A 25,933-nucleotide genomic window follows, 5' to 3' on the forward strand; every position below is an offset into this window, starting at 1 on the left:
ACCATATGACAGCTATTAAAAGCAGCCTTAAATCGGCGGGGCTCATGCTGCGGGGCCGGATGCCCGGCCAACTTGTCATCCAGATCACCGACCGGTGCAATGCCGCCTGCCCCCAGTGCGGTATGCGCAAATCCAACGACTTCCCCAGGACCCGGCTGACCACAGACCAGCTCAAGGAAATCATTGATTCGGCCGGGGAAAAAGGATTCCAGGCCCTCTCCTTCACCGGGGGCGAGCCCATGCTTTTGCGCAGGGACCTGCCGGAGCTGATCCGCCACGCAGGCCGGGCCGGCATCCCCTACATCCGCACCGGGACCAACGGATTCTTTTTCATGCACCATGACCGCCCGGATTTCAGGGACAGGGTCAAAACAATCGCCGAGGACCTGGCCGCCACCCCGTTACGGAATTTCTGGATCAGCCTGGATTCTGCGCTTCCCCATGTCCACGAATCCATGCGGGGATTTGAGGGGGTAGTCAGGGGGATGGAAAAGGCCCTGCCCATTTTCCATGATCTTGGCCTCTACCCTTCCGTAAACTTGGGACTGAACCGGAACCTCAGTACCGCCACCATGTCATTGCCCGCTCCGGAACCCGATACCCTGGATGCGCCGGACAACTCACCCTTTTACCGGGCCTTTGCCCAGGGATTTGCCGCCTTTTACCAGAAAGTCATCAATATGGGCTTTACCATTGCCAATGCCTGCTACCCCATGAGCATGGATGATGCCGAGGACAAGGCCGGCCTTAATGCCGTATATGCGGCGGCATCACCGGACCGGGTGGTCTGCTTCAGTCCGGTGGAAAAGGCCCTGCTTTTCAAAGCCCTCATGGATACCATTCCCGGATACAGAACAAAACTAAGGATATTTTCCCCCCTCACCTCATTATACACCCTTTACAATGTCTACTCCGGACATAAGTCATCGCCCTTTGCCTGCCGGGGCGGCATCGACTTTTTCTACGTAAACTGCACCGACGGCAACACCTACCCCTGCGGCTACCGGGGCAGTGACAACCTGGGGCCTTTCCCGGAACTGGATGTCAGGGGCCTGTCCAACACTGCCCGCTGTCTGTCCTGCGACTGGGAATGCTTCAGGGATCCCAGCGAACTTGGCGGCCCTTTTATGGAAGGCCTAACCGCCCCCTGGCGCCTTGCCGGCCGCCTGGCCAGTGATCCCCGGTACGCCGCCCTCTGGCTTGAAGATTTACGGTATTATCGGGCCTGCGATTTTTTCGATGGCAGGAAGGCGCCCCGGGCTGAACCCCTGAACCGGTCTAAAACAAAGGCAAAACCGGCAGCCCCCCAGGCCGCGGCCCTGACCAGACCCGACCGGACCTGACCGGACCTGACCGGACCGGATCGGGCCGGATCGGGCCGGATCGGGCCGGACCGGTTGTCCTAGCGCTCCCCCTGCCACCATTTTTTTCCGATAAAAAAACCAGGCTTTATCCGTTGACCACGACCAATGACCGCGAGCCCGTTTGGGCAAAATTGACAGGGCAACCCAGCTTATAGTATCCTTACCCTACCTTGATAATACATGAATAATGCAAGAACCCGTTGACCATACGATCAACCCTGTATCTTAAGGGAAATCGTTCAACCAGGTCGAAATCCGGGAAAGGGTGGTGCTGCGATGAAGAAACAATGGTTGGGTGCTGTTCCGGTTATTCTTTCAGCATTTTTTTTTGTTGCCTCAGCAGTAGCCAGCCCACCGGTCATCGCCGTATCCTTCCCCGGCTCTGTCCTCTTTTTTGACTACCAGAAAAAGGGCATGGAGGAGGCGGCGGATAAATATAACCTCTCCCTTCTGTTTGAACAGGCTGAATGGAACGCTCAACATCAGCTCACCCAGATCGAACAATTTATCCAAAAAAAGGTGGATGCCATTCTGCTCTGCGCCGTTGATAATGAAAAGGTGCTGCCGGCAGTTGATATGGCCAATGAGGCCGGCATTCCCCTGATTACATTTACCAATGTTCTGGGCAACAGCCCCGACGGAGCGCTTGATGGTGTCATCACCTTTGTGGGAACCCATGAGGTAAAGCTGGGGCGCCTGCTGGGAGAGATGGCCGAAAAGATGATCGGCAATAGTGCTGCAGACATTGTCCTCATCGAAGGGGCCGAAAATACGGCGCCCCAGAAGATGAGATCCCAGGGCATCTATGAAATTGTGGCCGGCCACTCAAACTGGAAAATTATTTACCGCAAAGCCATTGAGGGGTGGACAAAGGAGGGGGCGGCCGCAGCCATGGAGGATTTCCTTGAGACCGGACAGCCTGTCGACCTTGTCATCTGCCACTGGCATGCGGCGGCCGTAGCCGTTGCCGATACCCTGGAACAGATGGGATACAAGGATAAACTGCCCATTGTGACCCTTGAGTTTTCCAGGGAACTCAAGCCGTATATCCTCCAGGGAAAAGTGGATATGACATCCAATTATTCTGTCAGCAGCGTGGGATTTACAGCGGTCGAAGCAGCCTGCCAATACCTGGCCGGAGAAAAGCTGCCCCCTTTTATCGAAGCGGAGGTGATCACCGTTTCAAAAGAAAATGCCGGCGTTCAGATCCCCATGTTCTGACACGGCTCAACACCGGTTAAAATACGGCCATGACGCTAAAAAAGAAATTCATTTTTCCTGTTTTCGGATCGGTGATCCTCATTGCACTGCTGTCCAATATTATTGCCAGAACCGTTTTAGACAGACAGAACAGACAGGCGTCCCATGAGATTATTGAAAGGGCGTTTCAAATCACTGAGGATGCCCTGGTATTAAAAGAGATAAGCCTGCTTGAGTACAGCCAGCAGTTTGAATCCCGCCCGGTTCACTACACCCTCAATAAATTGATGAAACTTGGAGACAAACCCCATCGCATTTCTGCCATCACCTATAAAAATACCGTGGAAATCATCCACAGCCTGGGGGTGTCCGGAAAAACAATAGAGGTGTTCAACGGGAAAGGCCGGCTGATCCTATTCAGTGTTTCTGAGCCGGGCAAAAAGGATGAAATCCTGTCAGGATATATTCACCACAAAGAAAAAATCGTTGTTACCGCCAGAACAAAAGCCGGCGCCAGGATTTCCTTCAATGACTGGCAAATTAATACCCTGGCTGTTCCCGGCGGTTCCTCTGCCGATCTGCCCGATGAAAAACGGCTGGACTGGGAACTGAAGCACAATGAATCCCAGGTTTTCGTCTGCCTGCCCATACTCAAAAAAATATATGAGAATAAGGAATACCGGCAGGCCATAATCGGGTGGATCAAGGTGAGTGAGCCCCTAGACGATCAATTTTTCAGGCGGTTAAAGGGGCTGACAGGAACCCAAATCAACCTGTTCACAAGGGGGGGCAAATTCTCCATGGGCACCCTTCATAAGCAAGCCGGATCCATTCAGGAAAAGGTCCGGCAGATGATGGCCGCTGTCCCCGGCACGGCAGGCGGTCAGCACCGGACGACCGGGCGCCAGGGAATGGATATTCATGCCGGCCCTGCTTCTTTTGACCAGATACGGGTGGCGGACACGGGCTACGCGGTGGGTGTGCGCCCCGTTCAAAGCGGGCCAGAACCTGTGGGTGCGGCATGCATCCTCTATTCCACGGAAAGCCTTGATGGCAACGCCCGTCAGATGATGATGGTGTTGAATCTGGTGTTGCTCCTCTTTTTTTTGATGACCTTCTTTTTGATGATGACCGTCAGCAAGCAGGTTACCGCCCAGAAAAAAGCGGACCGGTTAAAGCGGTACCTGGACAATGTGATCAATTCAATGCCGTCGATTTTAATCGGGGTGGACAGTGAGGGAAAAATCACCCAGTGGAACCACACGGCGGAGCAGAAAACCGGCATATTTGCCAGGGAGGCAAAAAATAAACCCCTTGCCCAGGTGATGCCAAGGATGGCCCGGGAGATGGAGATCATCAAAAAAAGCATTCAGGAACAGATTTCCAGTACGGATAAGAAGAAAGCCTATGCCGCGGATGAGGGGATCTGTTATGAGGATATCACCATTTATCCCCTGGCCACCAACGGCATCGAAGGAGCCGTGATCCGCATTGATGACGTGACAGAAGCCGTCCGCATGGAAGAGATGATGATCCAGTCCGAAAAAATGCTATCCATCGGCGGACTGGCCGCCGGCATGGCCCATGAAATCAACAATCCGCTGGCAGGGATGATCCAGACCGCCAGTGTGCTTTCCAGCCGACTTGCCAGCACGGATATGAAAGTAAACCTGGATGAAGCACGCCAGGCCGGCACCTCCATGGAGGCGATCCAGAAGTTTATGCGAGCCCGAAAGGTCCCCGAGATGCTGTCCACCATCCGTGACTCCGGAAACCGCGTGGCCCAGATCGTAAACAACATGCTCAGCTTTGCCAGAAAAGCCGATGCCCAGGTGTCGTCCTGTTCCCTTGCAGACCTCCTGGATAACACATTGTCACTGGCCAAAACCGATTTTGACCTGAAAAAAAGCTGGGATTTTAAATTGATTAAAATTCAAAAAAACTATGACCCCAACCTGCCCCCCGTGCCCTGTGAAAGCGGGAAAATTCAGCAGGTTGTACTCAATCTTTTGAAAAATGGCGCCCAGGCCATGCAGGAGGCAGGAACCGTTGAACCCGAGTTTAAAATTTCAACCCGGTTTGACGAGGAGAAGGAGATGGCCTGCTTGGAGATCGCGGACAATGGGCCGGGTATGGAAAAAGAATTGTGCAAAAGGATATTTGAACCGTTTTTCACAACCAAGCCGGCCGGAATCGGTACCGGGCTCGGGCTGAGTGTTTCATACTTCATCGTAACGGAAAATCACGGCGGGACAATGACCGTTGATTCGACACCTGGAAAAGGCACGCTGTTTACAGTCTGCCTCCCGTTGGAAAAAAAGGGGCAGCAAGAAGAAGATTCTCATTCCTGATCATGGCCGGAACCGGCAGTGCGGGGCCCTCTGCCGGTAACCAACGGCCAAGTCAGAAAGCCCCCTGCCACTAAGAGTCTATTTCAATACACCGCACCGGTTCCCAATGGAAAAAAGTCCCTGCGTCGGTGCTGGGCAATTGCCATGGGACGCCATATCCGCATTAAACGGCCGCCGCCTGTTCTCCGGTCGGCTTGAGCACCTTGGGCAGCAGCACCACCAATACCAGGGCGGCCCCCACCAGGATCACGGATAATTTGCTGGAGACCAGCAAGAGTCCGCCGATGGTCAGCATGGTTTTGCCGACCAGGGAAATACCGGACCTGAAATAACCGATATATGCGGCGGACAGGGCAATGACGCCCAAGATGCCGCTGACCATGGCCAGGGTGAATTCGGTCCAGGTGAAATCAATAAAGAGCATGCTGGGCGCGTAGACAAACATAAAGGGCACCAGGGCCTTGCCCATGGACAGGCGGAACGCCGTGGTACCGGTCCGCATGGGATCGGCGCCGCCGATGCCGGCGCCGGCGTAGGCAGCCAGGGCCACGGGCGGGGTCACATCCGCCAGCACCCCGTAATAGAATACAAAAAAATGGGTGGCCACCAGGGGGACCCCCAGTTCGTTGAGGGCCGGGCCAGCGATGGAGGCCAGGATGATATAGCAGGGGGTGGTGGGAATGCCCGCCCCCATGACGATACAGGCCACAGCCACCATGATCAGGCCGAAAAACAAGGTGGCGCCCTGGGCGGAAATCATGCCCATGGGAATAAGGCCTGAAACGATGTCGCCGGCCGAGGAGGCCAACTGGAGCACTGCCCCGGAAAACTTGAATCCCATGCCCGTGAGGGTGAGGATGCCAAGTATAAAGCCCACACAGGCGCAGGCCGCGCCGATGGCCAGGGCGTACCGGGCCCCTTCATCCAGCCCCTTGGCAATGCGCCTGGGGGTCAGGGTCTGGGAATCATCCAGTTCACCGATGCCCAGCTTTTTGGTGATGGGCGGGATATAGGAACAGACCACGGTGAGAATAATCCCCCAGAAGGCCGCCAGATACGGGGTGAACTGGAGCAGCAGCAGGGTCACCATTACGGTGAGGGGAATCATCAGGTGCCAGGAGCGTTTCATCACCTGCATCAGCTGGGGGATCTGTTCTCTGGCCATGCCCTTAAGGCCAAGGCGCCGGGCTTCCAGGTGGACCATGGAAAAAATGGCAAGATAATGGAAAAGGGCCGGGATAATGGCAATGAGAATAATCTCGTTGTAGGGGATGCCCAGCATCTCGGTCATGACAAAGGCCGAGGCGCCCATAATCGGCGGCGTCACCTGTCCTCCGCAGGAGGAGGAGGCCTCAACGGCCGAAGCAAACCGGGGGGTGAACCCGTTTTTCTTCATCATGGGGATGGTAAATGAACCGGTGGTGGCGGTGTTGGCAATGGGGGAGCCTGAAATCATCCCGAAAAATCCAGAGGAAACCACAGAGACCTTGGCCGGACCGCCGGAATATTTGCCGGCCAGGATCATGGCCAGGTCGATGAAAAGCTGGCCCAGCCCGGACATCTGGGCCATGACCCCGAAGAGTACGAAATGGAAGACATAGGTGGCCACAACCCCGACGGCCACCCCGTAGATGCCTTCGGTCCCCAGGTACAGGTGCTCCACGATGCGGACAATATCATAGCCCCTGTGGGCCAGTACCCCGGGCAGGTAAGGCCCGAGCACCGCATAGAGCAAGGCGCCTGCGCCGATCACGGGCAGGGTGTTGCCCATGCACCTGCGGCAGGCCTCGGTGGTCATCATGATGGCCACAAGCCCCATGATATAATCATAGATATCGGGGAAGCCGATGTTGACGATAAAAATTTTCTGGAAAAAGACGATGAGGTAAAGGGAAAACCCGGCACCGGCAATGGCCAGGGGCCAGTCGGCAATGGAGAGTTTATCCCCCTCCCCGCCCCATTGTTTGATGGGCAGGGCCGTCAGGGAGACGAACAGGGTCAGGACCATGATGCCGGCCTGGGCCCAGAACGGAATCTCGCTGGAAAACCTGTGGGTCAGCTGCCAGGCCAGAAAAAGATAAAAGGCGGCAAAGCCAAGGCCGAACCCCCAGGCCCGCACCGGTTTTTCCACGGGTTTCCGGGGAAAAATCAAAAAGACCAGCCCCAGCACCAGGGTCAGGTGGACGGTGCGGTGCATTACCTCGTTGAGCAGGCCGAACCCCGCCGTATACACATGGAAAAGACTTAAAACAATGCAGAGCACCCCGGTGATTTTTGCCGTGATGCCGCCGATATTCCTGAAGTTGGATTCGGCATCGTATTTTTTTACTATGGATTCTATCTGGTCATTATCCATTGGATTTGAGTGGATAGAAGGATCCGGGCGCTGCCCCGTATCTTTTACTTCAGTTTCCATGCGTGTTCCTTTGCTCCGGGAAACGGCCTAGTTGCCGACAATGCGCAGCAGCAGGGCCTGGTCTTCCCATTGGTTGAGATTAATGGTTGTACTGCCGAGGATCAGGCGGTTTTTATAATTTTTGTCGGTTCTGACCACCAGTTTTGGGATGGGCCGTTCCATATTCAGTACAAACTCCTCCCCTTCCTTTGCCCAGGACAGTCCCCCTGGCTCGCTGGGATGGGAGGGCAGTCCGGCCCCGTGGGCACGGAACCGCTCCTGGGTCTGGATGATCCGGGTCCCCTGAATCCTGTAGATATCCGTCACCGGGGTCCGGGACACCGAGTGGATAAAGGAGAGGGAAAACCCCGTTTCCTCTCCCAGTTCCGTTCGGGTCAATTCGCGGCCTTGGGGAAACTGGACCACAGCCAGGTAGCGATCCCCCTGCCCTGAAGCCAGGGCCGACGTAAAAATGCAGGCGGCCAGCACAATGGCCGGCACGCCTGCCAGAAAGCGCCCCATCTTATTTGATCAGGCCTTTTTCGCGGTAGTAACGTTCTGCACCGGGATGCAGGGGAATGGATACGGATTCAAGGGCCTTGGCCAGGCTGATTTCCTTGCCTTTGACATGGACCTTGGCCAGGGTGTCGGTATTTTCGTAGAGCGCCTTGACCACATGGTAGGCGGTGTTCTCGTCAAGTCCGTCATGGGTGGCCCAGATGGCGCGGACCGCGATGGTTTTCACATCGTCATTCTGGCCTTTGTAGGTATTGGCCGGAAGCACGGCATTGGCATAGTAAGGCTGGACTTCCTGGAGCTTGGCAATGGCCGGGCCGGTCAGGGGGAGGATCTTGATGTCGTGGTGGTTGGCCAGCTCAAGCACGGATGCCGTGGGGGTGCCGGCGGTGATCAGAGAGGCGTCCAGGTTGCCGTCTTTGATTTTTTCAACAGACTGGGAAAAGGAGGAGTAATCTTCTTTGATATCGGTTTTTCTGTCCATGCCGTAGGAGGCCAGAAGATCGCCCAGCAGCTGCCACTGGCCGGATCCCGGGGAACCTGAGGAGATGGATTTGCCCTTAAGGTCGCCAAAGGCGGCAACACCGGTTTTGGCCCGGACCACCAGCTGCACGGTTTCAGGATAGAGGGCGCCCAGGGCGCGCAGGTTTTTCAGATTTTTCCCCTTGAACTGTTTGGTGCCCTTATAGGCCGCGTCCAGAATATCGGCGGCAACAAAGGCGGACTCGATGCCCTTCCGGCTCAGGAGGGTGGCGTTGGCAACGGAGGCGTTGCCGGTTTCTGCTGTGGCGGACAGCTTTTTGCCGTCAATAACCACCTTGTTGGAGATCATCTGGGCCAGCATTCCGCCTAAGGGATAATAGGTGCCGCCGGTGCCGCCGGTGGCGATGCCGAAAAAAATTCTGCCGGCAGCCGAAGCCGGACCGGCAAGGATGAGACCTGTAACGGCCAGGACAGCGATAAGTTGTGCAACTCTTTTCATTGAAACTTCCTCCATAGATCGGGTGTACGAACGAATGCCGATATGGAACCGGTTTCCATATCGGATGCTAATTTATTTAGAAAAGCCCGGCAATTTTGTAAATCCGCCCTAGGATCCAAATCCGCCTGGTCACAAAGGATGAAAAGATATGGTCACAAGTGACCATAAGAGAGAACGAACAGGATTAGTCGAAGGTGGTGTATCCCTTGCGGATGGCGTATTTAACCAGGCCTGCGGTTTTCCGGATATCCAGTTTCTTTTTGATGGCGGCCCGGTGGTGCTTTACCGTGGCCACGCTGATATTGAGCAGGTCGGCGATGTCCTGGTTGGATTTTTCCTCGGCAATGAGCTTGAGCACCTCCCGCTCCCTCACGGTGAGGGGCTCAAAAGAGGCGGATTTCCCTCCGGAACGATAGGACTGGGCCAGATCGTTGGTCAGCTCTTTCTGGATCAGGGGAGAGATATAGGTATCCCCGTTTTTAACGGTATCAATGGCCTTGACCAGTTCCCTGGGGGCATCTTCCTTGAGCAGGTACCCGTCGGCCCCGGCGGACAGGGCATGATGGACATATTGAAGGCTTTTATGCATGGAGAGGATGAGAATCTTGATGCCCGGATAGAGCATCTTGATCTCAATGGCCGCCTCAATGCCCCGAAGATTCGGCATGGCGATATCCAGCAGAATCATATCCGGGGTTTTCTGGGTGAGCAGGCGAAGAAGTTCCAGGCCGTCCCCGGCCTCGCCGATCACCAGCAGGTTCTCCTGTTTTTCAAGGATCTGCCGGATCCCGTGGCGGAGCAGTTTATGGTCGTCCGCCAGTATGATGGTGCTCGTATTCATGGGACCTGTTTTTATCAATTGGCATACTGAATTGCAATAGGGTTCCCTTGCCGGGGGCGGTTTTAATTGAAAAATTTCCGCCCAGCATCCTGGCCCGCTCCTGCATGGTGGCAAGCCCCAGGCCCTTGGGGGAAAGCCCGCCCGTGCCGCTGTCCTCGGGGTCGAACCCCCGGCCGTTGTCCCGGATGGAAAATTCAAAGCGGTTTCCCCGGTAAAAGGCATTTAAATCCAATTCATCGGCCTGGGCATGACGCACGGCATTGGCAATGGCCTCCTGGAAAATCCGGTAGACCAGAATCTGGCTGTCCAGGGAAAGGTCCTGGTCCAGGTTGTCCAGGTTGATATCCCCATGGATGGTGTAATGCTGCTTGATGGTGTCCATGAGCCACATCAGGGCGGCAGAAAGCCCAAGGTCCTCTATGGTGGAGGGGGTCAGGTCTTTGGACAGCCGCCGCACATTTTCAATGAGCTGGTCGATATATTCCACCATGGCCTCGCATTCCCTGCGGCAGCCTTCACAACGATTTCCACAGCCGCCGGCCTGAGCCTCCTTAAGCCCTTCTTCGAGAAGAATCACCTTAAGCTTGAGCACAGCCAGGGACTGGCCCACCTCGTCGTGGAGTTCCACGGAAAGGCGTTTTCGCTCATCCTCCTGGGCCGAAATCAGCCGGGAACTGAGCTGGTGGAGCCGGAACTCCGACGCCTTGAGTTCATCTTCGATCTTCTTTCGGGTGGTCATATCCCTGGAATTGACCACAATGCCTTCAATGCCCGGCACCCGGCTCAGGTTCCGGCCGGAAATTTCCAGAATCCGTTCCTGCCCATCGCTGTTCTTAAATGCGAATTCCCTAAACAGGATATCCCTGGGGCTGGCGGCCAGATAGCTTAAGAATTTTGAGAACTCCGCCCGCTCCCGGGGAAGCATGAGGTCCGAAAACGGCCTGCCCTTGAGGGCGGCGCTCCTGAACCCCAGCAGACGCGTAATGGAAGGGCTCAAATAATTGATCCGCCCCTGGTCCGGGGACAGCAGGGCGATCAGATCCGAGGAATTCTCCGTCAGGGCCCTGAAGTATTGCTCACTCTGCCTGAGCGCCCCGAGACTCTGCTTTAAATCCCCGGACATGGTATTAAAGGCACGGGACACCTGTCCGATCTCATCGCTGCTGGTGACAGGGAGCCGGACATCCAAGTCCCCCTGTCCCACCTTGCGGGCGCCGTCCACCAGCAATCCCAGCGGGTGGACCAGGCGGCGGGTGAGAAAAATAATGAGCAGGGATATACCCATGGACCCCAGAACGGCCAGGGCTGTGATATATTTTTTGGCATGGTTTACCGGGCCGTAAATCTCACTTAAAGGGTCCGTGGCAACAATAATCCATCCCCAGGCGTTGAAGGCGGCAAACATCCCCAGGTGCCTCTCCCCCTGCCACCGGTAGGAAACCGCCCCCCTGCTCTGCCTGAGCATCTGAAGAAACCAGTCCGTGCCGCTTACATCCTGCCCCATGGCAGCGGCATCCGGATGAAAGACAATCCGGCCGGTCATATCCAGAACATAGACATACCCCCTGGTGCCGATGCGGATCTGGGCCAGGCCCCGGGTGGCATCCAGCTGGGCCTTTTTAGTGCCGGCGGCGATATTGGTAATATTGTAAAGCCGCAGGAATTCTTCGTGCTCAGCCACCCGGTTCACTGCCTCGGCCAGCCGGGTGTCCAGCCAGCGTTCGGCAATGAGGTCCAGGGACTGCCTGGAGAGGTAATAGGTCAGCCAGGAGCCCATGACCAGTGCCACCAGAACCGCCGGCAGGGTCATGCCCAGAATCTTATGAAAAATTTTCACAGGCCGGCTCCTTCCTCTGTTTCCGGATAAATCAGCCGGGTGGTTTCGGTGATCTGCGGGTAGAGAGCAATGGCATTTTTCAGGGGATGGCCGTAATCCAGCCAGTCCCGCCTAAGATAGGTATGCTTCCTGAAATGGAGGGGGTATACCACCATATCTTCCAGCAGTTTAATCTGGGCGTATTCCCACAGCTTGATCTGTTTTGAGGTGACCCGTTCGGAACGTGCCTGTTCAATGAGATGGTCGATGCCCGTATAATTGGAAAAATTGGTAGCCATCTTCTGTCCGGTCATGACCCGGGACTGGGAATGGAAAAAGCGGCTGAGCAATTCATCGGTATTGGGGCGGAAGGCCTCGTAAACCACCAGGGGATTGGCATTGGCCCTGATTTTCTTATGGTAATCGGCATGGCTGGTAAGGCAGATGCCCATGCGGATATTGACCCGGGCCAGCTGCTTTTTCAGGGTCTGGTAATTGGTCCGGATCTGGGCCAGTTCCGATACGGCAACATCAAAGGCGAACCCGTCCTTGTATCCGGCCTGGGCCAGAAGGGCTTTTGCCTTGGCTATGTCCATGGGGTAGGTAAGGTTCAGATCCTCTACCTCCTTTTTTCCCAGTCCGCCGGGCATATGCGGCGGTGCCGGGGAAAAGACATTGGAGGCCATCCCCGGTCCGAAGGGATTTAAAAAGGCATCCCGGTCCAGGGCGTAGGCCACTGCCTTTCTCACCCGGACATCGGCAAAGGGAGGGAACAGCAGGTTGAAATGAATACTGGCGGTTTCAGGCACACCGAAATAATCAATGAGGGTAAATTTTCTGCCGGTAACGCTTGCGGCCCAGGCCGATGAAGTCTCTCCGCAGATCAGGTCCAGGCGCCCCTTGTCAAAGGCATCAATGCGGCGGCTGGATTGTGGCAGAAAATGGATTTCAACCCCGGCCAGCAGGGGCGCCCCACGGAAATACCGGCCATTGGGGCGTAAAAAAAAGGTGCCCTCCCCTGTAAGTCCCTCTATGGAAAAGGGACCGGTACCGGCAAGGGGCCGCCGCCCCCGGCTGTCGGGCAGGCCCACCTCCGCCGCCACAAAGCCGCCGGCATAATTGGCCACCTTGGGCAGAAAAAGCAGGGGTGACTGGGGAGGATCCACGGTAAAGCGCACCGTCCGCCGGTCCAGTGCTTCAACGGATATGCCGTCATATCCGCCGGCATAGGCGGAGCGCGCAGGGTCAGTGGTCTTTTCAAAGGAGCGGACCACATCCGCTGCGGTCATCTCCCAGGGGGGCGTGCCCTTACCGCCGTGGAAAAACACCTTTTCCCTCAGCCTGAAGGTCCAGGTCTGCTTTCCATTCAGGGTCACCGGCTCGGGGATTCCCAGGGCCAGGTCAGGTTCCAACTCCGGGGCCAGCCCCGGCTTGAACCGAATCAACCCGTTAAAAACCATGTCAACCAGCATCCGGTCGGCAAAGGAAGCGGCAAAATGGGGATCCCGGGTATCAAACCCTGAAATGTTCACCCCCATGCGCAGGATATTGTCCCTGTACCCGGAACGATTAACAGCAGGGTTTCCGGCGGCCGCCGGCCGCACCGCCCCTAAACCCACCGCCCAGCACAGGCAGAAAATCCACACAATAACTCTGACAGCCATGGCACCATCCTAAAGGGGTTGCAATCCATACCCCGGCAGCCCCTGCCGGGAAACATAGGGGTACCATATTTAAAGACCGCTGTCACCGCCCGGATTAAATCCGTATATACATGGCGCCGGCAGGCCCGGCAATCCAAGGGCCTTGGGGCCCTGAAGAAAAAACAGATGAAGGAGGCCTTCCCTATCTGATTTCAGTATCTTCGCCCTCGGCGGCGGGGGCAGCCATGGCCCGGGGTCAGGGGCTGGGCCGGGCCCTTGGTAATGGATACCCCCCTTTAATGATCAATATTGTTTTCAGACCGGCTCATTTTCAAAGCCAGCAGGGCGAACCCACCCCAGAAAAATGAAATCACAAAAATCATAAACGCCATGGATACAGGTGTCATAATCAACTCCTTTCAAGCATGCTGTTCTTATCCTTAGAGGGTGAAAACAGGCGGCCCAGCTTCCGGTTGAGGGCCAGCATGATGACCAGAAGGACGGTGCCCTGGATCAGGATAGTGGCCGGACTGAAGGTTTCAAGGGGATTCCACCATGTTTTTGGATACCAGGTGACAGACTGCCAGAACCACCATCCAAAAAGGATGATGACCAGCAGGGGAACGGAATAAATGCAGAAATTCCACCATTTTCCGATATACATATCACTCCATTCGGTGTTGATCATGGTGATCCGGACCTTGTCCACGCCGATGCGGATCACAGCAAAGGTCATGAAAAAGCCGGAGATCAGCAGACTCACGCCCCATACAAAATCCTGGTTTTCAAAAAAACGGATATTCAGGGCCGAAGGGATGCCCAGAGCGCCCACACAGACCGCAGTCAGGACGGCCGCCCGCTTCCGGGTCAGTCCGGCGTCTGTGAGGTTGGTCACCACACACTCAAACATGGCAATGATGGTGGAACAGGCCGCCATGACCATGGCCAGGAAGAACAGGGGGGAGAAAAATGCGCCCCCGGGCATGGTTGACAGAATCTTGGGCAAAAAAATAAAGGCGATCCCGTTGTTGCCGCTTTTCATGATGGCCTCGGCTGCCTCCGGGGTGGCGGAGAAGGCGAAAATGGCCGGGATGACTGCCAGGCCGGCCAGGATTGAGGCGGCATTGTTGCCGAACCCAGTAATAAAGCAGTTCAGGCCGATATCCTCCTTCTGGCGGGTGTACACGGCATAGGTGAGCAGAAATCCCCAGCCGGCACCGGTGGACCAGGCCGACTGCGAAAAAGCCTCCAGCCAGATCCTGGCGTTAAGCAGGTCCGACAGGTCGGGGTTGAACAGGTAATGGAGCCCCGGCGCCGCACCTGGCAGGGTGCAGGTCCGGAGGGCCGTGACAAGGAGAATGACGAAAAGGGAGGGAATGAGAATCTTGGAGGTCTTTTCAACACCGGCCTGGATCCCCCGGAGCACAATGAGGGCGCCGATGGCCATGGAGGCCATATGAAAGGCGGAAACCTGAAGGCCGTCACCGGTGAATCTGTCCCATACCGCCTGGGTGTCCCCGGAGAGGTCAGTGGTCACCGACAGGATAAAATATTTGATGGTCCAGCCCATGACAACGGAATAATAGGCCATGATGCCGATGATGACAAAGGTGAGCCAGGCCCCCATCCAGGTGTATTTCTTTCCCACGAATTCGCGAAAGGAGCCGATGGTGCCCATCCGGGTCTTCCTGCCGATGACCATTTCTGTCATGAGCAGAGGAAGGGACCAGACCAGGAGTGCTATGCCCCAGGCGATGATGAATGATCCCCCGCCGTTGGTGGCGCATACCCTCGGGAACCGCCAGATATTCCCGGTGCCCACAGCCATTCCTATGGTCGCTAACAGGAACCCCCACCGGGTTCCCCACTGGTTCTGCTGCATGGAACTCTCCTTTCTATATTTGCTGGTTATTGCCGGTTGTGCGTCCTCCTGAGAATAAATAAGTGTTTCATTAATGTTTTATTGGTATACAAATAAAACATCTTTTGTCAACATCTCTTTTATTTGCCCATTCAATTATATGAAATCTGCCGCTGATCATGGGCAGTATCCATTGGCATGAGCGTTCCGGTTTCCTATTCTCCTTGCACTTTCGCGGCGGTTATGCTTTTTTACCCGGAAAAATTGGAATTGGTTACGGAATAATAAAAACAACCATAAAGCCACAGGAAATTTGTATGTTGGAAAAAAAAGAGCGTCTATCTCTGGAAGGCCGGGTCGCCGTTATTTCCGGGGCATCGGCCGGCATCGGCCTTGGCACGGCCCAGCTTCTGGCAGCCCACGGGGCCAAAATTGCCATGCTTGACATCAACACCGGCGGTGAGGCCCAGGCAGAAGAAATCACCCGGGCCGGCGGCACTGCCCGGTTTTACACATGCGACGTCACCTCATCCCATGAGGTGAAACGGGCGGTGGATGCGGTCATGCATGATTTCGGACGAATCGATATTCTGTTCAACAATGCCGGGGTAACGGTGAGAAAAACCCTGCCTGAACTGGAAGAGGCGGAATGGGATTTTGTCATCAATGTGGGCCTCAAAGGCACCTTTCTGCTTTCCAAATATATCATTCCCATCATGGCGTCCCAGGGCGGGGGCAGCATCATCAACACCGGCTCGGGCTGGGGACTTAAGGGCGGCGACCAGGCCGCAGCCTATTGCGCTGTCAAAGGCGGCATCGTCAACCTGACCCGTGCCATGGCCATTGACCACGGCCCCCAGAACATCCGGGTCAACAGCGTCAATCCAGGCGATACCGACACCCCTATGCTCAGGGACGAAGGGGTGCAGACCGGGCTGGTCACCGACACCGCCAGCCAGGCAACCTATCTTGAGGAATGCGGCGCAGACCGGCCCCTGAAGCGTATCGGCATGCCCCGGGATATTGCCAACGCCGTTCTCTATCTGGCCAGCGACCTTTCAAGCTGGGTCACGGGCACGGCCCTGGTGGTGGACGGCGGCGGCATTGCTTAAAGGGCGCTGAACCTGAAAAGGACTTCATCCAGGTAAGGGCTCCGGCCCTTACCTGATGCCCGCCGGCCGAGCCCGTGCAGCAGTTATGGCTGGTTCATTATCTTTTCCAATGCGGCCGTCACCCCATGGGATAAATTCAAGGTTTTCTGGTCCAGCCGCGACACCCCGCTGGAATAGGAGTAGGGGCATGAGGGATCGGTGCTGCGGGGGATGCCCAGTTGCTTCAAACTCGCCGGAACCAGTTCCTTTGCCATTCGTCCGGCCAGGCGAGGCCTGGACTGGAATGCCTCGGAAAGGGTTTTTGATAGCATCATGTGATAAGAAAGGATGCTCGCCCTGGAGTTCCCGGAGGTTCTGCCCAGACTGAACACATAATTACTATCGCCGGAAAAAATATCAGCCGACGTCACCCCCACATACATGGTGCGGCTGTCTTCTGATCTATAGTTCGAAAGTATTCTGCAAAACCGGTCCAGATGGGGATCCGCAAAAAACTGGCCGGCGCCGGTGCGAACCTGGCCAATTAGATCCTGCAGGTAATACTGCGACAGAGCGTCTTCCGATGCCGCACCGTTCACCAAAGCATCAATATATTGTTGTTCCGCCCATCCGGTGAAATCAATATCCGCTTTATTCATCTTGACGAGAATTTCCTGAATTCTGCGCTGAAAGGGTATACGATCCGGCCTTCCCCAATTCCATTTTTCAGGCAACCGGCAGATTTTTGTCCTGATGCCGGTTATCTTTTCATAAATTCTCCCGGCCTCTTCCAGCAGCAGCAGACTGCAGGGGTCCAACGGAATTATAAGGAGTTGAAGCCCCGCCTCCCCTTTTTCCAATACAGGCACCTCCTTGCCTGCCCCTGTTGGGATATTCAAAAACCCTGCGGCCCTGTTGATCAGATCCGAATCCTCCGCATTCTTAAAAACAATCTCCGCGCTGCTTTGGGCGGCCTGATAATCGTCCGTCTGTTCCATGAAATCCACATGGGCCTCGTAATTAAACGGAGAGGTGGATAGCAGGCGTTTGAAAACCCCGAGCGCCGTTCTTTTCTCATTCCCGGCCAGCAATGTGGCAGCATAGGCATAGGTCTGGGGCCCCCACAATCCCATGGAGACATTCCCCTGTGCAAGGGCATTGGTATACCGGAACCGGTCTGCCATGGCGCGGATTTTATAAAAAAAGGGCCCAAGGGCATCATTGGTCTTTGAGGCGCCGGAATAGGTCCAGATCTGAATCGATGCCGGGCATACAAAAGCAAACACCCTCCTGGACATCGTTACACCGGTTATTTCAGCATGGATTTCTGTTTCGGTGACCTCCCGGAAGGCGCCGCCCTTGTCCCCTATTTCCTTATTCAGGTACATAAGCAGGTTATTGAAAATCCCCCGGCATCGCCTGCGGTCGCACTTGATATTCTCCACGACCAGCTGCAGGGACCGGTCGTCAGCGGCGTATACCCATTGATCCACATTGTTTTTCTCTTCGTGCCCGATAGGAACCATATCCCGGCCATCAACCCGGAAGGCGGCGGAATAATGCTCCGGCAAGAACGAGGGTAATTCAACGCTTTCCGCCCGGCAAAATCCCCGGGGAAATAATAAAAGTAAATTAAAAATGATAATGAGATTAACGCTTAGCAGAGCAGTGAATGGGACCATCGAAACTTTGGCTTTGGCTGGAGCGGTGATACGAATCATGAGAAGACTCCCTGTTTTCAAGAGAATGGGCAGAAAAACGAAACCTGTATGGTAAAAACACATATCAATTTAGGGGTGAAATTAAAACCACTGGATTGAATCTTTATCCTTATTCTTGACAAAAATCATCTTACCGGTTAGGGAGCAGAAGGACAGCAGCACTGCCGGCGGCCGCCTGACCTGCCATTTAAATGCGCTGGATCTATTGTCCGGTATCATTGGTTTAGACAGCCGCAGCCATCATCCGCTCTTTAACACTCCGATCCGAAAAATGAGGAAACGACAAATGTTTCCCAATCAACAAGGAGGCGTCTATGGATTATCAATGCATTATCTATGAAAAAAAAGAGGGCATCGGCCTGATCAGGCTCAACCGGCCCAAGGTGCTCAACGCAATGAACCAGAGGCTGTGGCAGGAAATCATGGATGCCTTTGAACAGATCCGCATGGACGACGATGTGAGGGTGGTCATTCTTTCCGGTGAAGGGCGCGCCTTTTCCACGGGTGCGGATCTCAAGGATTCAAAGGACAGAAGTACGGAAGACTACCGCAGATACCTTGAATCCCTCCAGGAGGCCTCCAGAAAAATACTTCGGTTTGAAAAGCCCACCATTGCCGCCATCAACGGATATGCGCTGGGGTCCGGATATGAACTGGCCCTGGCCTGTGATATACGGATCGCGGCCAAAGAAGCCTTTATCGGTTCGCCTGAAGCAAAGGTCACCTCTTCGGTCACCGGCGGGGCCTTCCGCCTGGTCCAGGACCTGGTGGGGCCGGGAAAGGCAAGGGAACTGCTGTTCACGGCCGAATACATCAGCGGCGAAGAGGCGGAGCGGATCGGGCTTGTCAATAAGGCGGTCCCCCTTGATGACCTCATGGACGAGGCCTGGGCCATGGCCGGAAAAATCCAGGCCAATTCGTCATTTTCTCTGAAAATCATTAAAAAGGGCTTTTTGATGGCTGCCGGGGAATGCAGCCTTGAGGCCCTTATGGACTTCGAAATAGAAGGGTGCCTGGCCTGTGTGTCCACCAAGGAACGGGGGAAGTCTTTGAAGAACTTTGAGCAGCGGAAACAATAAAGGGGGGTGACCTATGCTGGAAAAAGTACTCAATGCCGAATCCGTGGCCATTATCGGGGCATCGAAAAACAAAACCAAACGGGGGTACCAGGCCATAAAGACCCTCCGCCGGGACGGGTATGAAGGAAAAATCTACCCGGTGAACCCCAAAGAAACCATGATTCTGGGCCTGCCCTGCTACGGGGATGTCACTGAAATTGAGGGGCCTGTGGACCTGGCCCTGATCACCACTCCGGCACGGACCATTCCGGGAATTTTGGAAAAATGCGGAGAAAAGCAGGTGGCCGGCGCCGTGATCATCGCCGGCGGGTTCCGGGAGCTGGGTGCCGAGGGAAAGGACCTGGAAGACCGGATGATAGCGGCGGCAAGGAAAGCCGGCGTCCGCCTCATCGGGCCGAACACCTCGGGCATGATGAACCTGAAATCCCGGATGAATCTGGTGGGCATTGACAATGCGCCCCAGGGCGACATCGCCCTGCTCTGCCAGAGCGGCAATATGGCCCTGACGCTGATCACCGAAGCCGGTATCCGCAAGCAGTCCGGCTTCAGCTATTATGTCGGCGTGGGAAATGAGGCAGACATCAAATTCCACGAATATCTGGCCTTCTTCAGAAAAGATCCCGGCACCCGTGCCATTCTCATGTATGTGGAGGGAATGAGCCAGGGCCGGCGGTTTCTGGAAGAGGCCCATAAAACCACGATTGAAAAGCCCATTGTACTGCTCAAAAGCGGCCGGTCGGCCACCGGGAAAAAATCCGCAGGTTCCCATACCGGTTCCCTTGCAGGCATGAGTGAGGTGGCTCACAGGGCCTACGAGCGGGCCGGGATCATCGTCATAGACAATTCCGACGAACTCTTCCCCGTGGCCGGCGCCCTGTCCAGCCTGCCCCCGGTAAAGAATAATGCCGTGGCCATCCTCGCCGACGGCGGCGGCCATGCCACCATCGCAGCCGACCTGCTCACCGATTACGGCATCCTACTGCCCGAACTCTCGGAAAAAACCAAGGAAAAGCTCAAAGAAATCCTCCCTGCGGCAGCCTCTGTGGCCAATCCCGTGGACGTGGCCGGGGGAACGGATGCCAATCCCGAGCTATTTGCCGATTGCGCCAAAATTCTGCTCCAGGACTCTGCCGTGGGCGCCCTGCTTGTGGTGGGGCTGTTCGGAGGATACGGCATCCGGTTCGAAAAAAGTCTGGCCATCGGAGAAGAGGCGGCCGCCCACAGGTTCGGGGGGATGATGAAAAAACGGAAAAAACCCATATTTGTCCACTCCCTGTACGGCACCCATGATTCCCACGCCCTTGACCTGCTTCGCCACTACAATATACCGGTCCACGATTCCCTTGATATTTCATGCAAATGTGTGGCCTCGCTCTGCCGGTACGGACGGTATTTGAAATCCTACCATGCCAAGGCCAGCTTTACATTTAACTGGCGCGCCAAGGCCCGGCCAGAAGGGGAAAAAATCATCCGCCGGGCCCTGGATGAGGGCCGGCAGGTCCTGCTGGAGCATGAGGCAAAGGCCCTGATCAAGCTCCACGGCATTCCCACCCAGGTGGGGATGGTGGCCAAGAGCGCAGAGGAGGCCTGCAATAACGCCGCAGCCATTGAAGGGCCTGTGGTGTTGAAAATCGTATCTCCGGACATCCTTCATAAGAGCGATGCCGGCGGGGTGATCTTGAACCTGAAATCCCAAAAGGAAATCAGGAAGGCCTTCCGCCAGATCATGGAGGGCGCCCGTGCCTTTCATCCGGATGCGGATATCCGGGGGGTATTGGTGGCCCCAATGGCCCAGAAAGGGCTTGAAATTATTATTGGAACAAAAATAGACGACCAGTTCGGCCCGGTCATCATGTACGGCCTGGGCGGGGTCATGGTGGAGATCCTCAAAGATGTCACCTTTTTTGTGCTGCCCGTATCCCCGGCCTCATGCAGGAAAATGCTTGAGGACACCAAATCCTCGGTGATCCTGGACGGAGTGAGGGGACACAAGGGATACGATAAGGCCGCCCTTCGCAGGGTGCTGTCCATGTGCTCCGAGTTAATTGAGTCTTACCCTGAAATCCGGGAAATGGACCTGAACCCCATCCTCCTTTACGAGCAGGGGCTGGATGTGGTGGATGCCAGAATCATCCTGGCAGCCCACCAGGAGACATCACCCCCGGGATAATTAAAAAAAGGCCCAGCCCCCGCCTCAATCCAGGATGAGTTCCCCTTTGGAATCAAACTGCAGGCGGGTGTTCTCATGGATCGTCGCGTTTTCAAATGCCCGGGTCTCTTCAAGCAGGGCGCGGCTGGCCCAGAAATTTGCGGTGTGCAGGGTATCTTTGATAATCACGGCCCGGATCGCTTCCGGGGCCACGGGGCCGATGGTCTGGCAGGCCGCCTGGATAGCCTTTTCCTCGGTGGGCAGCCGCACAGGGATGAATGCCTTTCTCAGTGAGACAGAAGTCAGGGCGTTCATGAGGGTGGCCTCATAGTCCAGATCCCGGAATACCTTTTCCGTGATGATATCGGCATTTCCCATGCCGATGCCGTTGCCCCCGGTTTTTTCCGACAGGCTGAGGACGGCCACCCGTTTGGCAGAAAGATTTTCGGAAAAATCATCCTCCATGAGGTCGTAGGTCCGGCCGGTGACATTGGGGTCCATGCCCGAACCGCTGATCTCCTTGCCCACCCGCCGGATGACCAGGACATCCAGGTCCGCGTAGGGCAGTCTGGGGAAATTGGCCTTGGCCGTTTCAAGGAGTACGGGTTCCCGGAAGGGGATCTCCCGGGCCGGCATGACCGAAACCGCCATGGTGCGGTCGTGGGCATCTTCTACGACCCCCACGGCCAGGGAGATGTTGGCCTGTTCAATGATGGTATCCCCCATGGTTTTGAGCAGGGAATAAAACCCGTACTTCAGGGCCATGCTGTGGTAGGCCAGGGCCCCCTGATGCTTACCCAGCCCCACCACCATCATCTTATAGAGCCCGCTTTCCACGGGCCCCTTGAACTTGGTATGGGGCTTTATCCGGTTGATGAAAATGGTATGGTCTGCATGGAGGGCCTCTGTACTGAAGTACACCGGCACCTGGTCCAGGACGGTGGCGATTTGGGTGACATCCATGCCGGAACAGACCGGGGCCCCGCAGGATGCCTGGGTCACCCCCAGCCGTTCCAGCACCCTGACCTGCCCCCCGGAGGTGGCACTGCCGTGGCTGCCCATGGCCGGGAAGATAAAGGGGTTTGCCCCTCTCTCACGGATGCAGCGGCAGATGCAGGCCACAAAGGCAGGCAGGTTGTCAATGCCCCTGCTGCCCACGCCGAGGGCAACCCGTTGTCCCTCCCCAACACCCGCCCGGTCCAGTTCCCGGACCAGTTGCCCCTCAAGCTCCCCCACCGGGTCTGCCAGAGCGGTCTCTTCATACCCCATCTCAACCCGGAAAAAGGCCGGGAACTGGTAAGGGGCTTCAATATAATCCGGATAGCGCATATGCTTTTCTTCCTCAAAGATTGGAAAATCTGGTGCGGCACAATCAATTCCGGTGAAAAATATGCCTTTGACCAGCCGTATACCACAGGCATCCCTGACAGTAAAGCCGGGGCGCGCAGGACAGCATCCCGGCCATGCGAGACCTCCCAGCCGGTATGAAAATCAAGCCAGGCGTTAAGGACGCCTTCTGCAATGTTTTTTATGGATGAGGTCAGGCAGAAGGCGGATAGGATTCCACGCGGTTCCTGCCGGAACTTTTGGCCCTGTACAACGCCTTGTCTGCGTACCTGATGAGATCCTTGGGTTGCAAAAGGGTACTTATTGGATTAAGCGCGGCCACGCCGATGCTGACGGTGACAATTCCCGGATCGGTATCATGGGGGATCGCTGCCGCCCGTACTTTACTGCACAATTCTTCCGCAATGCCCATGCCGCCTGAATGGTCGACCTCCGGCAATACAATGACGAATTCCTCTCCCCCGTAGCGGGCGCAGATGTCCGAACTGCGTTTCAATGCGCTTTTGATGATGTTAGCCACCTTTTTCAGGCAATCGTCTCCGGCTTGGTGACCGAATGTATCATTGTAATTTTTAAAAAAATCAATATCCAAAAGGATCAGGCAGAGGCTGCCGCCGCATCTGTGCATGCGTTTCCATTCCATTACGAATGCCGAATCAAAATAACGGCGGTTGTACAAGCCTGTCAGTCCGTCCATCTGTGAAAGCTTCTCCAGGAGCTGGTTGGCCTTTTCCAGCTCGTATGATCGTTCACGCAAGGCTGTGGTGCGTTCCCTTACCTTATGTTCAAGGTTTTCCTTCAAGTCCCTTTCGGCTTTCAGGGCATGGGCCTGTGCCTGTTCCTTTTCCAAATTCAGTTCATTTATCCGGTCTGCCAGGGCGAGGCTCAGCAGGATAATCTCCATAACCGATTCGATCTTCCAGACGCTCCGGGCAACGGGCAACCCTGGAAATAAATTTAAATACATGTCCAGCAGGAAAATGGCTGCCCCGCCAAGGACAAATAACCATGCCATGAGAAAGTAGCGGGCTCGCAGGAAACCCCGACGCCAAAACAGGATTGCAGAAAAAATAATCAGGGGAATAGAGACCAGCCAGGCCAGCCTGAGGGGTTTGTTATATCCAGCCAAGGGGATTTGTGTAACCATGACGGTATTGATCGCACAGACCACGGCAAGGAACATGAAGATCTTGAACAGGTGCGGCGCATTTTTTCGGCAGTTGAAAAACGAACAGGTAAACAGCAGCATGAGCATAAGAGAAAGGGCATTCAGGACGCGGATTGCATTAATCGGCTTAAAGGGCGTTTTCAGGGAAACCTGGAACCAGAGTCCGTCCAGATAAAACCACAGCAAGCAAAACACGGTGGCGTAAAGCACGTAAAACAGCCGGCTGGTGTCGCGCAGGGAGGCGAAGAGAAACAGGTTATAGATGATGGCCACCCCAAAGGCGGAATAGAAGAGCCCGAGAAAAAAATATTCAAAGGGCAGGCCTTTCACAAAAGCCCTGTCCGTGTAGAGCGTGAGGGAGGTTTCCAGAATCGCGTCCGTGGTCAGCCGAAGATACACTGTTTTCTGTTCACCGCCGGAAATGGAAACCCCGAAATTCAGGTGCCGGTGAAAGTAATCCTGCACCCTGGCGGAATATACGTCACCGGTTATTTTTTCGGTATAGCCGCCATGGCCATCCGGGATGTACAACACCGCCTTTGAAATGGTCGGTGTTCCGAGAACAAGCACGAGTTTCTGGGGCGCATCACCTGGATTGGACAGGGAAAACCGCACCCAGCAGGCGGCTGAGGTAATCCCCACGTTAAGGTTGGTATCCGATGCAATGAATTCACCGTTCTCGGCCAGGGCCTCAGCCTGCGCCACAGTCACCCCGCCGGACGGATCAACATAGTAAGCAAAGTGGGACCGCAGGGAGTAAGTTTCAATGCCCCGTTCCAGGGTGACCGGTTCGGCCGGCCCAGCCAGACAATTCCGGGATTCCGCCAAGAACAACAACGGCAATAAAACTATCCCTATATGCAGAAACGTCATCCACTTGCCTGGGTATCTATTTTTTTTTATTTGCATATCCGGATCGCAGTAGTTTGGAAGAAGGCCTTTGGGTAAGATGAATGCTAACAGAAAATTTAATTCTGGGACAGCCTTTTTGGAATTTTTGATCCGACCGTCTTTTGTTTTGACGGAATAAAAAATGCATCTGCCGGATTTGAACCGGATCAGATGCATTTTTAAAGGGTTGATTATACTTTATCGAAATCTTCTTTTCCTGCCCCGCATATAGGGCAACCCCAGTCTTCAGGAAGCTCGTCGAATGATGTGCCAGGTGCTATGCTATTATCGGGATCACCTTTTTCAGGATCATATACATAACCGCACAATGTGCATTGATATTTTTCCATAGAATATCTCCTTTAATTTTGTTAGAGCAAAATATCAGAATATAAATTCAACCCATTGGTTTAAAAAAATTTAGGATTTCCACAGGCCATGGAGGTTACAGTATTCCCTTGCAACAACCTTTTCAGCGTCCGTTTTAAATATTGCTTTGGGCTCATCTGAAGGCGCCAGAAATTTTCTCTGGATCAGAGTTCCTTCCGCTGTGACTAACTCTATCCACTGGATGTAATGTTCAGGCATCATGGGATGGTCAACCGACCCGACTTTAACGAGGTATCCGTCGTCGATTTTTTCAACGACCGGAACATGTTTTTCCTGGGCGGCATCCACCGTGTTGGATTCCAGTTTTGTCATTGACTGTCCGCAGCACATCACGGGTGGTTTCTCTCCATGAAGTACCTGGACAATATTTCCGCATTTCTCACATTTGTAAATGCCGTATTTTTCTGCCATTTTGATTCCCCCCTGGCGATTAACTTTATAGGATTAATAATTCTCCGGCTTCAGTTCAAAATGGGCCTTTGCATGGGCACAGGCCGGACAGAGTTCAGGCGCTTCCGCCCCCTCGTGGTTGTATCCGCAGTTTCTGCAGCGCCACGTCGTGGTTTTCTCCCGTTTAAACACCAAGCCCTTTTCAATATTCTCCATTAATGCCAGATATCTCTGCTCATGGTAAAGCTCTGCCACTGCAATGGACTCAAAGGTTTGAGCGATATCTCCAAACCCCTCTTTTCTGGCAGTTTCGGCAAATTCGGGGTACATGGTGGTGTACTCATAATTCTCTCCGCCGGCAGCAGCCTTGAGGTTTTCCAGGGTGTTGCCGATGGTTCCTGCGGGGAAGGCAGCGGTAATTTCAATCTCCTCACCCGACTTCAGATATTTAAACAATCTTTTGGCATGTTCTTTTTCATGGTTGGCGGTTTCTTCAAAAATAGACTGAATCTGGACATATCCGTCCTTTTTCGCCTGAGACGCATAATAGGTATACCTGTTTCTGGCCTGGGATTCCCCTGCAAAGGCTTTAAGCAGATTCTGTTCAGTCTGGGTTCCTTTTAATTCTGGCATGCTTCCTCCATTTTTTAATGTGTTTGTTCTTGAAAATTACCTTATGCTTATGTTCAAAAAGTATATTTTGCTCTTGCTGTCTGGCACGTGTAAAGAGCAACCACC

19 protein-coding genes are annotated in these 25,933 nt (G+C 54.8%); 6 read left to right on the top strand and 13 right to left on the bottom strand.

The window, feature by feature from the left end; all coding sequences use genetic code 11:
* Positions 1–5: 5 nt before the first annotated feature.
* From HUN04_01355 to HUN04_01365, 3 genes are all read left to right on the top strand, one after another.
* Positions 6–1,343 carry a radical SAM protein gene (locus HUN04_01355; GenBank protein WDP88459.1) on the top strand — a complete coding sequence of 446 codons (1,338 nt, stop codon included), beginning with the start codon at positions 6–8 and terminating at the stop codon, positions 1,341–1,343.
* A gap of 297 nt (positions 1,344–1,640) precedes the next feature.
* On the top strand, positions 1,641–2,585 hold the full coding sequence (locus HUN04_01360) for a sugar ABC transporter substrate-binding protein (protein ID WDP88460.1): 945 nt from the start codon (positions 1,641–1,643) through the stop codon (positions 2,583–2,585).
* A 29-nt stretch (positions 2,586–2,614) separates the two neighbouring features.
* Positions 2,615–4,915 carry a PAS domain S-box protein gene (locus HUN04_01365; GenBank protein ID WDP88461.1) on the top strand — a complete coding sequence of 767 codons (2,301 nt, stop codon included), beginning with the start codon at positions 2,615–2,617 and terminating at the stop codon, positions 4,913–4,915.
* Between the two features lie 163 nt (positions 4,916–5,078).
* Here HUN04_01365 and HUN04_01370 read toward each other — a convergent pair whose 3' ends face one another.
* The 7 genes from HUN04_01370 to HUN04_01400 all read right to left on the bottom strand — a co-directional run bounded on the left by HUN04_01370 (position 5,079) and on the right by HUN04_01400 (position 14,990).
* Positions 5,079–7,271, bottom strand: coding sequence for a TRAP transporter permease (locus tag HUN04_01370; protein WDP93123.1), 2,193 nt, complete (start codon positions 7,269–7,271; stop codon positions 5,079–5,081).
* An 87-nt stretch (positions 7,272–7,358) separates the two neighbouring features.
* Positions 7,359–7,832: a DUF1850 domain-containing protein gene (locus HUN04_01375; GenBank protein WDP88462.1), complete on the bottom strand. Its 474-nt coding sequence runs from the start codon at positions 7,830–7,832 to the stop codon at positions 7,359–7,361.
* A 1-nt stretch (position 7,833) separates the two neighbouring features.
* Positions 7,834–8,823: a TAXI family TRAP transporter solute-binding subunit gene (locus HUN04_01380; protein ID WDP88463.1), complete on the bottom strand. Its 990-nt coding sequence runs from the start codon at positions 8,821–8,823 to the stop codon at positions 7,834–7,836.
* 169 nt (positions 8,824–8,992) lie between these two features.
* Positions 8,993–9,649 carry a response regulator transcription factor gene (locus HUN04_01385; protein ID WDP88464.1) on the bottom strand — a complete coding sequence of 219 codons (657 nt, stop codon included), beginning with the start codon at positions 9,647–9,649 and terminating at the stop codon, positions 8,993–8,995.
* A complete protein-coding gene (locus tag HUN04_01390; GenBank protein WDP88465.1) occupies positions 9,612–11,486 on the bottom strand; it encodes a HAMP domain-containing protein in 1,875 nt (624 codons plus the stop codon). The genes HUN04_01385 and HUN04_01390 overlap by 38 nt, the downstream gene beginning before the upstream one ends.
* On the bottom strand, positions 11,483–13,129 hold the full coding sequence (locus HUN04_01395; protein WDP88466.1) for a hypothetical protein: 1,647 nt from the start codon (positions 13,127–13,129) through the stop codon (positions 11,483–11,485). Before HUN04_01395 ends, HUN04_01390 begins: the two co-directional genes overlap by 4 nt.
* Before the next feature lie 388 nt (positions 13,130–13,517).
* A complete protein-coding gene (locus HUN04_01400; protein ID WDP88467.1) occupies positions 13,518–14,990 on the bottom strand; it encodes a sodium-dependent transporter in 1,473 nt (490 codons plus the stop codon).
* Positions 14,991–15,286: 296 nt separating this feature from the next.
* On the opposite strand from HUN04_01400, the gene HUN04_01405 reads away from it, so the two are divergent.
* Positions 15,287–16,081 carry an SDR family oxidoreductase gene (locus HUN04_01405; GenBank protein ID WDP88468.1) on the top strand — a complete coding sequence of 265 codons (795 nt, stop codon included), beginning with the start codon at positions 15,287–15,289 and terminating at the stop codon, positions 16,079–16,081.
* Positions 16,082–16,164: 83 nt separating this feature from the next.
* Here HUN04_01405 and HUN04_01410 read toward each other — a convergent pair whose 3' ends face one another.
* Positions 16,165–17,586 carry a hypothetical protein gene (locus HUN04_01410; protein WDP88469.1) on the bottom strand — a complete coding sequence of 474 codons (1,422 nt, stop codon included), beginning with the start codon at positions 17,584–17,586 and terminating at the stop codon, positions 16,165–16,167.
* A gap of 509 nt (positions 17,587–18,095) precedes the next feature.
* Between HUN04_01410 and HUN04_01415 the strand changes: the two genes are divergently transcribed.
* A complete protein-coding gene (locus HUN04_01415; GenBank protein WDP88470.1) occupies positions 18,096–18,860 on the top strand; it encodes an enoyl-CoA hydratase/isomerase family protein in 765 nt (254 codons plus the stop codon).
* 13 nt (positions 18,861–18,873) lie between these two features.
* Positions 18,874–21,030, top strand: coding sequence for an acetate--CoA ligase family protein (locus HUN04_01420; GenBank protein WDP88471.1), 2,157 nt, complete (start codon positions 18,874–18,876; stop codon positions 21,028–21,030).
* A gap of 24 nt (positions 21,031–21,054) precedes the next feature.
* Here the strand turns inward: HUN04_01420 and HUN04_01425 are convergent, their stop codons facing one another.
* The 5 genes from HUN04_01425 to HUN04_01445 all read right to left on the bottom strand — a co-directional run bounded on the left by HUN04_01425 (position 21,055) and on the right by HUN04_01445 (position 25,828).
* The gene (locus HUN04_01425) at positions 21,055–22,338 is read right to left on the bottom strand and encodes a hypothetical protein (protein WDP88472.1); all 1,284 of its coding nucleotides are present in this window, start codon (positions 22,336–22,338) and stop codon (positions 21,055–21,057) included.
* Between the two features lie 211 nt (positions 22,339–22,549).
* The gene (locus HUN04_01430; protein ID WDP88473.1) at positions 22,550–24,367 is read right to left on the bottom strand and encodes a diguanylate cyclase; all 1,818 of its coding nucleotides are present in this window, start codon (positions 24,365–24,367) and stop codon (positions 22,550–22,552) included.
* Between the two features lie 239 nt (positions 24,368–24,606).
* Positions 24,607–24,765, bottom strand: a complete 159-nt coding sequence (locus HUN04_01435) for a rubredoxin (protein ID WDP88474.1) — start codon at positions 24,763–24,765, stop codon at positions 24,607–24,609.
* A gap of 70 nt (positions 24,766–24,835) precedes the next feature.
* A complete protein-coding gene (locus tag HUN04_01440) occupies positions 24,836–25,216 on the bottom strand; it encodes a desulfoferrodoxin (GenBank protein ID WDP88475.1) in 381 nt (126 codons plus the stop codon).
* 33 nt (positions 25,217–25,249) lie between these two features.
* A complete protein-coding gene (locus HUN04_01445) occupies positions 25,250–25,828 on the bottom strand; it encodes a rubrerythrin family protein (GenBank protein WDP88476.1) in 579 nt (192 codons plus the stop codon).
* Positions 25,829–25,933 lie beyond the last annotated feature (105 nt).

This window comes from Desulfobacter sp. (genome assembly GCA_028768525.1).
Taxonomy (GTDB): Bacteria; Desulfobacterota; Desulfobacteria; order Desulfobacterales; family Desulfobacteraceae; genus Desulfobacter.